The sequence below is a fragment of the Actinacidiphila bryophytorum genome (assembly GCF_016916835.1).
Taxonomy (GTDB): Bacteria; Actinomycetota; Actinomycetes; order Streptomycetales; family Streptomycetaceae; genus Actinacidiphila; species Actinacidiphila bryophytorum.
Map to the genome: position 1 here is coordinate 236,529 of NZ_JAFFIX010000002.1, position 11,368 is coordinate 247,896.

6 protein-coding genes are annotated in these 11,368 nt (G+C 74.0%); 3 read left to right on the plus strand and 3 right to left on the minus strand.

What is annotated here, in order from left to right; all coding sequences use genetic code 11:
• Positions 1 to 35: 35 nt before the first annotated feature.
• From JT723_RS04245 to JT723_RS04255, 3 genes are all read right to left on the minus strand, one after another.
• A complete protein-coding gene (locus JT723_RS04245; RefSeq protein WP_205043006.1) occupies positions 36 to 674 on the minus strand; it encodes a Pvc16 family protein in 639 nt (212 codons plus the stop codon).
• Positions 671 to 4,309: an NEW3 domain-containing protein gene (locus JT723_RS36055; RefSeq protein ID WP_205043007.1), complete on the minus strand. Its 3,639-nt coding sequence runs from the start codon at positions 4,307 to 4,309 to the stop codon at positions 671 to 673. The genes JT723_RS04245 and JT723_RS36055 overlap by 4 nt, the downstream gene beginning before the upstream one ends.
• Positions 4,310 to 4,739: 430 nt before the next feature.
• On the minus strand, positions 4,740 to 5,396 hold the full coding sequence (locus JT723_RS04255) for a helix-turn-helix transcriptional regulator (protein WP_205043008.1): 657 nt from the start codon (positions 5,394 to 5,396) through the stop codon (positions 4,740 to 4,742).
• 193 nt (positions 5,397 to 5,589) lie between these two features.
• Between JT723_RS04255 and JT723_RS04260 the strand changes: the two genes are divergently transcribed.
• From JT723_RS04260 to JT723_RS04270, 3 genes are all read left to right on the plus strand, one after another.
• On the plus strand, positions 5,590 to 6,876 hold the full coding sequence (locus JT723_RS04260) for a COG1470 family protein (protein WP_205043009.1): 1,287 nt from the start codon (positions 5,590 to 5,592) through the stop codon (positions 6,874 to 6,876).
• 152 nt (positions 6,877 to 7,028) lie between these two features.
• A complete protein-coding gene (locus tag JT723_RS04265) occupies positions 7,029 to 8,771 on the plus strand; it encodes a TIGR03767 family metallophosphoesterase (RefSeq protein WP_205043010.1) in 1,743 nt (580 codons plus the stop codon).
• An 84-nt stretch (positions 8,772 to 8,855) separates the two neighbouring features.
• The gene (locus JT723_RS04270) at positions 8,856 to 11,153 is read left to right on the plus strand and encodes a glycosyl hydrolase family 95 catalytic domain-containing protein (RefSeq protein WP_240165102.1); all 2,298 of its coding nucleotides are present in this window, start codon (positions 8,856 to 8,858) and stop codon (positions 11,151 to 11,153) included.
• Positions 11,154 to 11,368: the final 215 nt, after the last annotated feature.

An 11,368-nucleotide genomic window follows, 5' to 3' on the forward strand; every position in this document is an offset into this window, starting at 1 on the left:
GCCGGCCGGGCTGTCCGCGGCGGTCACCGCCTCGGTCACCGCTTGCGCCGTCGCACGGAACCGGCGGTGCTGCCGGGCTCGGGGCGGGCCGCCGGGGGTGCGGGGTCGTCGCCGATGCGCAGGTCCAGGCCGTCCTCGGAGACGGGCGGGCCCGCGTCGTAGACGGGTGCCGCGGTGACGGGCGCGCTGACGACGAGGTCGAGCGAGGGCTTCAACTCGCCGCCGAGCGCGGTCCACACGTCGGCGAAGGCACGGTCCTCGGGGGGCGGGAGGGCGACGGTGACGGGCACCGGCAGCCCGGTGGCGGACAGTTCGGGGCCGAGGCCGTCGCCCGGGAGGGCCTCGTGCCGCAGGAAGCAGCTCAGCAGGGAGGACAGCAGCCGGTGTTCGTCCTCGGGGCGCTGCGTCCAGGCGCTGATGAGGTAGGAGAGCTTGAAGTAGCGGGGCGGCAGGGTGCGGGAGACGACGGTGCCGTGCTCGTCGTAGACGTTGTGCCGGCCCCGGGAGCGGCGCCGCAGGTCCTCGCGGATGTCGTAGAGGTAGAGGTTGACGGTGGGGGCGTTGCGCCGGGCGGCCCAGTCGCGGGTGGGCGCGTCGAAGACGACCTCGATGTCGGGGCTGCCCAGTTCGGCTCTGACCAGGTCGCGCAGGGAGTCGTCCACCTCGTGGATCATCGGCGCCACTTGTAGCCGGACGGCTGCAGCACACCCGGTACGACGAGGTAGTCGGCCCGTACCTCGCCGAAGCGCGGCACCGCGGCCCGGTCGGTGACCAGCAACTGGCGCAGCCCCAGGGTGTCCTGGACCAGCACCAGGACGGGCGCGGTGAAGGTGCCGTCGGCGCGGACCCGTACGGGTGCGGCGGCGACGGTGACGCCCTGGCTCCACCGCAGTTGCAGCAGCGCGCCCGGCGGGAAGTCGTGGCCGAGTGCCTGCGTGACGGCGCCGGGCGGGCCGACGGCGGGGCTCAGGACGACCGCCGGTGCCCGCACGGTGAGCGCGGCGGACGCGGTGTCGTTGCGGGTGTCGGTGTCGCTGCCCGTGGTGCTGAGGTTGGCGGTCACGGTGCCGGTGAGGGCGCCGGGGGTGGCGAGCGCGACGGTCACGGTGGTGGCGGCGCCCGGGTCGAGGTCCGCGACGGGGCAGCCGGCCGCCGTCGCGCACGTGGAGGGCGCGTCGGGGATCACTCCCGGCGGCACGGTCAGCGCCAGGGTCAGCCCGGTGGCCCGGCCCTTGCCGAGGTTGCGGACGGTGACACGGGCGGTGGTGCCGGTGCCGCCGGTGTACGCGGTCGGCGGCGCCAGGGCCAGGCTGACCGCGGGGTCGGCGGGCCTGCGGGGCGGTGCACTGGTCGGCGGTGCCGTCGGCGGGGTCGTGGGCGGGGTGGTGGGCGGCTCCGTCACCACGACCCGTTCGCGTACGGTCAGCGGCGCGGTCGCGGTGTTGTCGCCGGGGTCCGCGTCGGGCGACGTGGAGCTGACGGTGCCGACGGCGTTGCCGCTGAGGGGTGTTGCCGAGGTGACGACCCGGGTGACGGTGGCGCTCGCGCCGGGTGCCAGGTCGCCGAGGGCGCATGTCGGGTCCGGGCAGCCGGGGTTGGCGCTGGTGACGGTCACGCCGGGCGGCAGCGACAGGGTCAGTTCGACGCCGGTGGCCGGGCCGTCGCCGTGGTTGGTGACGGTGTAGACGACGGTGGCGGGGTCGCCGGTGAGCACGCTCGGCGGGGTGACGCTCACGGTGACCGCCGGGTCGGACTTCAGCGGGTCGGCCGCGACGATGTCCACGGAGGCCGAGTTGTCCTGCGGGAAGCGGTCGAGCAGGCTACCGGCCGCGGCCCCGGTGACGGTGTGGGTGCCGGCGGTGGTGGCCCGTACCGTCACCTTGACGTCGACGGTCTCGCCGACGGCGATCTCCTCCAGGTCGCAGTGCAGCGCGCTGCAGGTGCCCTGCGTCGGCACCGGGTCGCCGACCGCGGTCAGCCCCGCGGGCAGGGTGAAGTCGGCGGTGGCGGCGGGCTCATGGGCGATGCCGTTGTTCGTGACGTGCAGCGTGATGTCGGTCGTCTCACCGGTGACCAGCGGCGCGGTCGGCCCGGCGACGGTCACCCCCAGGTCGGCGCTGGCCTGCCAGCTGGGCCGGAACTGGTCGTTGTAGAGCTGGCTCGGCAGCACCTCGCCGGTTCCGGTGGCCGGGTCGACCACGGCGATCCGCACGCCGTAGCCGTCGCCCTGCCCGACGGCCGCGTCGACGGCCAGCCGGTCGCCGGTCGGTGACCAGGCCGCATCGTCGGCGTTGTAGAAGTCCGCGTCGGGGTCGGGACGGGACGGCGAAAGCGGGCAGCCGGCCGTCGCGGGCACCAGGCCGTGGCAGCCGGCGCCGTCGGTGCGGACCATCAGGACCATGCTGTCGGGGTATCCGAGGGCCGCGGCCTTCGGTGTGACCGGTGCCGCCGTCGCGAGCGGCTGCCGCTTGACGACGACACCGCCGCCCGACGGTGAGGGCGAAGGGGACGACGAGGTGGGCGGGTTGGCGTCGCCGCGCCGGGTGAAGGCCACACCGCTGCCGTCGGGCCGGTAGGCGGGGCGCACGTCCTGCACGCTGCACTCGGAGCCGCAGGCGGCGGCCGTCAGGTCGAACAGATAGTTCCCGCGGTCGGACGCGACCGTCCAGATGTGCCGGGTCTCCCGGTCGATCGCGAACATCGGCGCGACCGCGGCCGACGTCGTACGAGCCGTTGGACTCCCCGGCTCCGCAGGGGCGATGTTGAGGATCGACGAGCAGTGGTGGTAGCGGGAGAAGGCGATCCTGCCGCCGTCGGGCGACCACGCGGGGTCGCGGTCGTCGGTCGTGCACTCGTAGCCGGGACCCATGTCGGGCGGCCACGGCACCGTGTAGAGCAGCCGGGCCGCCGCGGCGCCGCCGGACACGTCGAAGACGGATATCGCCGACGGTGCGATCCCGCCGTCCGGCAGGGCTGCTTCGTGCGCGACCGCGAGCTTCGTGCCGTCCGGCGACCAGGCCGCCCTGCCGTACCGGCTCACCGGGTCGAACCCGGTGTTCACCACGACCGCGTCGTTCAGCCGGTCGGCCGGGCCGAGCATCAGGTACGACTCGTCCCGGGTGCTCTGGCCTGCCGCGGCCCGCGTGGCGGTGAAGACCATCTGGTGCCCGTCGGGCGAGTACGCGGGCTCGTCCACGTCGTACTCCGCGCCGATCGTGGGCCGCAGCAGCAGCCGGTCGACCGGGGCGTGCGCGCGCACGCCCTCGATCGCGATCGTCTCCTGGTCCAACCGGCTGAGCAGCACGGCCGGTTGGCTGCCCGCCGCCGTGTACCAGGTCAGGTCCTCGAACGTCTCGCCCTTGTCCACGCTGTCCGGCAGCAGCCGGTTGCTCTCGCAGCTGCTGCCGCAGCCGCCCGCCGGGTCGACGAGGTAGGCGTAACCGGACAGGAAGGCCAGCTTCTTGCCGTCGGGCGACCAGGCGACATCCCGGTCCGCGCCCTGCCAGGCGCCCTGCGCGAGCACCGTGTCCCCACCGCCGCCCGCCGCGGGCGCGACCGCCAGCCGCTGCTGGTGGTCGGTGGGGTCCACCGTGACGTACGCGATACGGCCGCCGTCCGGCGACCACGCCGGGGTGAAGACGTCGCCGTCCTCGGGCGGCGAGATGCGGTTCGGGTGGTCGCTGCCGCTCCCGTCGGCGGGGGCCGTGTACGCCACCCCGCCGTCGACGTACGCCAGATGACTGCCGTCGGGCGACCACGACGGCGAACCGCCGTGCGGGGCGACCTCCTTGAGCCCGCTGCCGTCGGTGCGCACCACCCACAAGGAGATCCCCTCCTCGTCGATGTCCTCGCCCTTGCACAGGTCGTTGACGCCGAAGCGGTCCTCGTACGAGCCGAACGCCACCCACTGCCCGTCCGGCGACAACTCCGGCTCCACCAGGCGCCAGCCGGGGCGCAGCAGCACGGTGGCGACCGGGCCGGTGCCCGTTCGCAGGTAGATGCCCTCGCCGTCGCCGCCGCGGTCGCTCACCCACACGGCGTCGGCGCCGCGCGCCGAGGCCTCGCAGTCGTTGCCCGCCAGGCCCTGCGGGAGGTACGGGCTCAGGTCCCTGTTCGGGCCGGCCACCTGGAGCGAGCGGTGTTCGCCGTACGCCACGTACGCCAGCCGGCCGGGGTCCGGCTGGCCCGGGGCCGGGGCCGGGTCGGCCGAGGCCGTGCGCGATCCGCCGAGCGCTGCGAGCGTCGTCGCGGCGATCAGCCCGGCGACTGGCAGAAGTGCCGCCAGCCGCGGCGCTGTTGCTCGTCCCACCACCGCGCCACCCTTTCCCCCAACGGTCCCCTTACCCTCGCCCTCCCCCCGCCCCCTCACCACCCCGACCCGGGGCACCCCTCGGGGTACGACCTCCTGCCCTTCCGGGCAACCGGGTGACACGCGGGTGCTTGCCACTTGCCGTGACGTGGCTTCTCTCCCCCGACGGGGGCTGGGCGCGCAGTTCCCTGCGCGACAAGCCCACCACCGTCCGGTGGTCCGGTGGCGGCCTGTGCGCGGCAGATGGTGCGGCTAGGCCGTGTTTTGGAAGTCCCGCCTGCCCCGCGACGCCTGGCACGCACGCTCGCTGCGTTGTCGGAGTCGTCCGAGTAGGCCCACTACGAGGACGACCCTCCGCCTTGCGATCGCACGCACCAGACGCCGCGGGGCCCGCCCTGTGGGCGGACGGCGCTACTTCCAAAACACGGCCCTAGATGAAACCCATGCGCATCGCATAAGCCACCGCATGGGACCGGTTGCGCAGCTGCAGCCTCGTCGTCACGTCGTGAAGGATGTTCTTCACCGTCCGCTCCGAAAAGGCCAGCGTCCTGGCGATCTCCGCCGTGTCCTTGCCGTCGGCGACGAGCCGCAGGACGTCGATCTCACGGGGCGACAGCCCGGTGAAGGCGAGCCCGCGCGGGTCGAGAACCTGGCGCTGGAGGCGCCCGACCTGGTCGAGGAGCCGCCCGAGGAGGTCCGCGGGCACACTGCCTTCCCCGCGCGCCACCGCGGTGATCGTGTCGGCGAGCCGCTGCGCCGACGCGTCGGCTCGGCGCACGACGCCGACGACGCCGCATTCGACGGCGGCGACGAGCCCGCTGTCGTCCAACTCCGTGGCGACCAGCACGGTTCGGCCCTCGCCGCCGCGCTGCAGCCGCCGCAGGACCTGGAGTTCGCCCTCCGCGACCCGGTCCGCGGCGAAGACGGCGACGACGCCGTCGAGCCCTTCGTCGGACTCCCCGTCGGCGAGGAGCCGCAGTTCGTGGCGGGTTCTGAGCTGGCCGGCCAGCCCCGCCTGGGTGATCGGGTCCTGTGCGGTCAGGCGTACGGGTATCCGTACCGCACCGCTTCCCCCCTGGAATTGCATGTGTCGTCCCCCTTGCCCCCACGGCCGGTCAAGCCGGGCAACCGGGGAGCCCCTTCGCGCCCCGGTTCGCGCACCAGTGAACACCGGGGCAGTCAGCAGGCACTTCACATGGACTCAACGGGCAGCGCAGCCTGCCCCCGAGGGTGTCCCTCCGGTGCCGGTCAGCGGTCGGCGCTGTCTCTACCGTCCTGCCATGACCACATCCGCTCATCTGGACGCGGCCGCCGTCCCGGTGCTTCCGGGCGAGCAGGCCAGGGTCGTCCTGGAGGTGCGCAACAGCGGCACCATCGTCGAGGCGTACACCTTCGAGGTGCTGGGCGCGCCGGCCGCGTGGACGGTGGTCGAGCCGGCCGGGCTGTCGCTGTACCCGAATACCACGGGCCAGGTGACGCTGGTGGCGAGCCCGCCGCGGGACACCACCGTACCGCCGGGTGACATGCCGCTGGCCGTAAGGGTGCTGCCGCAGGAGCGGCCGGAGACGGCGACGGTGCCCGAGGGCACGCTGCAGGTGCTGCCCTACGCCGAGGTCACCGCGGAGCTGACACCGCAGATGACGCAGGCGCGCGGCCGGGCGCGTTTCCGGGTCGCCGTGGACAACCGGGGCAACCACCCGGTGGCGGTGGGCTTCAAGGGCGCGGACCGCTCGCAGGCGCTGGACTTCAAACTGCCGTCGGCGGCGACGGAAGTCGCCCCGGGGCGGGCGGCGTTCGTGCAGGTTCCGGTACGGGCGAAGCGCCGGCTGTGGCGCGGGGTCGCGGTGCCGCACGCCTTCCAGCTGACGGTGACGCCTGCCTCGCAGCAGGCGGTCGTGGAGCCGGTGGTGCTGGACGGCACGTATGTGCAGCAGCCGGTGCTCAGCAGCGCGCTGCTGCGGGCGGTGGTCGCGGTGGTGGCGCTCGCCGGGATCCTGCTGGGGATCTGGTACGGGCTGCTGCGCCCGGCGGTGCGCAGTGCCGCCAAGGAGGCGGTGAAGGACCCGGTGGCGACGGCCGCGACGCAGGCGGCGAGCGCCAACCAGAAGGCGGACGACGCCAAGAACGCGGCGAAGGGTGCCGAGCAGGCCGCCAAGTCGGTGGGTGCGACGCCGTCGCCGCTGGCCCCCGGGCAGGGTCCTGAGGCCCCGGCGAACGCCGAGTTGTTCTCCACCCGCCTCACCGCCGGTGCAGCGGGCGGCGGTTCGGGCACCGGTACCTACCCGGTGCCGCCGGGCAAGACACTGCGGCTGACCGACCTGGTGCTGGAGAACCCGCAGGGCGACTCGGGCACGGTGACGATCGCGGTCGGCGGCAAGACGCTGCTGGCCCCCGCGCTGGAGAACTTCCGCGAGCAGGACTTCCACTGGGCGTCGGCGATCCTGGCCACCGAGGGCCAGAAGGTGACGATCACCGTCTCCTGCCACCAGCCCGGCACCCCCGCAGGCGGCGGCCCGGCCCCCACCCAGTGCGCGGCGGCGGCCCTGATCAGCGGCACCCTGGAGTAGCGCGGGTCCGACCGCCGGGTGGCGGCGGGCGTAGGGCTGGGTGATGGCGGGGCGTTACGTCGTGTTCACGTCACGTCCAGCGGGTGCCATGATGCTGACGCACGTCTCATTACCAGCCGGTAGGACGACCGACCGCGTCAGGAGAACTCGGCATGCCCTCTTACAGCAGGCGGCAGTTCGTCGCAGGAGCCGCCGCAGTCGCCGCGGGACTGACCCTCGCCGACAGCCCGTACGCCTCGGCCGCGGCCCGCGACCGGGCGCTGGCCACCACGGCGGCCCGTGCCGTGCGGGTGGCGGGTACCACCCTCGAACAGGTCGCCACCCCGACGGGACCCGGGCCGTACGTGCGGCTGCAGGCGGGACCGGGATGGCCGCTGGTGGTGCGCACCGAGCTGGCCGCGGGCGCCGCGGGGCGCGACGACCGGCGCACCGCGCTCGCGTCGTTCGTGCAGTTCACCGACCTGCACCTGGCCGACACCGAGTCGCCGGTGCGCTTCGAATACCTGGCCCGCTACATCGACTCCGCCCACCGCCCGCACGAGGCGCTGACCGTACGCGGCGCCGCCTCGCTGGTGGAGCGGGTCAACTCCCTTCCCGGCGGCCCCTACACGGGCGCCCCCTTCTCGCTGGTGATGGCGACCGGCGACAACACCGACAACCACGAGCTGGTCGAACTCGACTGGTACCTCTCGGTGATGAGCGGCGGCGCGATCACCCCGTCCACCGGCGACCTGACCCGCTACGAGGGTGTGCAGAACTCCGGCTCCGCCGACTACTGGAACCCCGAGTCGCCCTTCCAGGACAGCTACAAAGCCGCGGGCTTCCCGCAGGTCCCCGGCTTCCTGTCGGCGGCGGTCCGCCCCTTCACCGCGACCGGCCTGCGCACCCCCTGGTACACCACCGTCGGCAACCACGACGACAGCATCGAGGGCACCCTGCCCGACCTCGGCCTGCTGAACTCCCTCTACACCGGCGACAGCAAGATCGAGGGCGTCGACTCGGCGACCGCCGCGCAGCTCGCGGACGCCATCCAGCACGACCCCGCCACCGCGGTGCTGCTGCTCGGCAAGCTGCTGACCGGCGGCGGCCCGGTCCGCCACGTCACGCCCGACCCGCGCCGCGCCCCCTTCACGCCCGAGCAGTTCGCCGCCGCGCACCTCAACCCGTCCTACACCGGCGCCGGTCCGTACGGGCACGGCTTCACGCAGGCCGCGGCCTCCAGCGGCAAGCTCTACTACACCTTCCCGGTCGCCGAAGGCGTCCTCGGCATCAGCCTGGACACCACCAACCGGGCGGGCTGGGCCGACGGTTCGATCGGCACGGCGCAGCTGAAGTGGCTGGAGTCGGTGCTGCAGACGTACAGCACCCACTGGTACGACACCGCTGGCAACGTCGTACGCCGCGGTTCCCAGGACCAGTACGTGCTGATCTTCAGCCACCACACCAGCACCACCATGGGCAACACGCTCCCCGACCCCTACCACCTGTTCGAGGCCCGGCACACCGGCGGCGAACTGGTGTCCCTGCTGCAGCGCTACCCCAACGTGCTGGCCTGGGTGAACGGCCACACCCACGCCAACCGGATCACCCCGCACGCGCACGCCGTCGCCGAGCGCTCCTTCTGGGAGATCAACACCGCCTCCCACGTGGACTTCCCGCAGCACGCGCGGATCATCGAGGTGGCCGACAACGCCGACGGCACCCTGTCGCTGTTCACCACCCTCATCGAGTCCTCCGCCCCCTACGCCACCGACCCGGCCGACACCTCCGAGCGCGGACTGGCCGCCCTCTACCGGGAGTTGTCCTACAACGACCCGTACGCCACCCCCGCCGCCAAGCTCGGCGGCTCGCCCGACCACAACACCGAACTGCTGCTGACCCGCCCCGGCAGCTGACCCCACCCGGTACGCACCCCGGCCGTGGGCGGTAAGGTCGCCCACGGCTGGGGAGCTGGCGTGGACAGGTGTGTGTTCGTGACGATGCTGCCTACCTCCCCCTTCTGGTACGACCGGCCCGCCCACCGCTGGTCCGACGGCATGCCCCTCGGCAACGGGCGCCTCGGCGCGATGGTCTGGGGGCCGCCGCACGAGCAGCGCTTCTCCCTCAACGAGGACACCTTCTGGTCCGGGCCGCCGACCTCCGCACCCCCCGCCGTGCCCGCCGTCCTGCTCGACGGCGTACGCGCACACCTGCGGGCCGGACGGCACGTGGCAGCGGGCGACCTGCTCACGTCCGCGCAGGGGCGCGGAGCCGAGGCCTTCCAGCCCGTCGGCGACCTCGTGCTGCGCACCGCGGAGCCCGGCGGCGGGCTGGTCCGCGAACTGGACCTGCGCGCCGGCGTCGCCCGCCAGTCCGCGGGCGGCCTGCGGCAGGAGGCCGTCGCCGACACCGCGACCGGGCTGCTGCTGATCGCCCTGCACGCCGAACGGCCCGGCGGGCTCGACGCGGAGCTGTGCTGGCGTACGCCCCAACTGCGGCACCAAATACGCTCCTTCGGCGCCGACGGGCTCGCGCTTCTGCTCACCGCGCCCTCCCACGTCGGCGACGACGCCGACCGCAGGCCCGTCGTCCAGCACGGCGACGGCGCCATGGCCGCCGCCGCGCTCCTCCGCGTCCGCGCCGCCGACGGCGACGTCACCCTGGACGGGAGCCGGTTGCTGCTCCGCGGGGTAACGGCGTGCACCCTGCTCGTCGACGTACGCACCGGCTACGCGGGATACGGCCGCGCACCTGGCAGCGACCCCGAACAGTGCCTGGCGCAGGCCGCGGCCTCCATCCAGGCCGCCTGGACGCGGAGTTGGGCCGATCTGCTCGCGGCGCACACCGCCGAGCACACCGCGCTCATGGACCGGGTGCGGCTGCGCCTCGACGGGCCGCCCGCGGCCGACCGCCGCCCGCTCGACATACGGCTGCACGCCTCCGCGGTCTGCGAAGAGCAGCGCGACGAGCAACTCGCCCCGCTGCTCTTCGACTTCGGCCGCTACCTGCTGCTCGCCTGCTCACGCCCCGGCACCCAGGCCGCCCACCTCCAGGGCCTGTGGAACGACTCCGTCACCCCGCCCTGGCACTGCGACTACACCGTCAACATCAACACCCAGATGAACTACTGGCCCGCCGAGAGCACCGCGCTGCCCGAATGCCACCAGCCGCTGCTCGACCTCGTCGCCGAACTCGCCGACGCCGGGCGGTCCGTCGCGCGCGACCTCTACGGCAGCGGCGGGTGGACCTGCCACCACAACACCGACCTGTGGCGCGCCACCTGGCCCGTCGGCGACGGCAACGACGACCCCATGTGGTCGCACTGGCCCCTCGCCGGGGCGTGGCTGTCCCTGCACCTGGCCGAGCACTGGCGCTACGGGCGCGACGCGGACTTCCTGCGCGAACGGGCCTGGCCCGTCGCGGCCGGGGCCGCGCGCTTCCTGCTCGGCATCCTCACCGAGGACGCCGAAGGCCACCTCGTCACCGGGCCCGCCACATCGCCCGAGAACCGCTTCTCGACCGCGGAAGGACCCGCCTCCGTGGACCTGTCCACGGCCATGGACCTCACGCTGGTCCGGGAACTCTTCGGCTTCCTCACCGAATCCGCGGACGCGGCCGGCGCGGTGGCGGACCCCCGGCTGCTCGCCGACATCGCCGCCGCACTGCCGCGGCTGCGGCCGCTCGGGATCGGCAGCCGCGGAGAACTCCTCGAATGGCACATCGAGCGGCCCGAGACCGAGCCGCACCACCGGCACCTGTCCCATCTCGTCGGCCTCTACCCCGGCGCCGCCCTCACCGACCCGCGGCTGCGGGCCGCCGCCAAACGCAGCCTTGAGCTGCGCGGCGACGAAGGGACCGGCTGGTCCACGGCGTGGAAGATCGGGCTGTGGGCGCGGCTGCGCGACGGGGCCGCCGCGCACCGCCTGCTCGGCGTGATGCTCCGCCCCGCCACTGCCGGGGGCGGCGGCGTCTACCCCTCGCTGCTGTGCGCGCACCCGCCCTTCCAGATCGACGGCAACTTCGGGGCGACGGCTGGCATCGCCGAGATGCTCGTCCAATCCCACGGCGACACCCTCGACCTCCTGCCCGCGCTCCCCCCGGCCTGGCCGGCCGGCTCGGCCGGCGGGCTGCGCGCCCGGGGCGGTGTGACCGTCGAGCACCTCACGTGGTCGTCCTCCACGCTGCGCTCCGCGCGTCTCCGCGCGGAGCGCCCCACGACAGTCCGCGTCACATCCCCGACGTCCACCCCCCGCACCCTCCGCCTTCCCCCCGGCCGCCCCTACGACCTCACCCCGTGACGGGGCCACCCTCAAACCGCGAGGGTGAGCGTTTCTGGGGGCGCGCGGAACCGCGCGAGCAACCCTCCCCCAGGGCTTCGCCTGGGGGGGCCGAACAGCCCCTTTCGGCCGGAGACGACCCGCGCCCCGGTGGGGGCTTGGCGCGCAGTTCTCCGCGCCCCTGATGGCTTGCCCCCTGCCGCAGAGGCGGACGCTGCCAGGGGCACCCTCCGCCC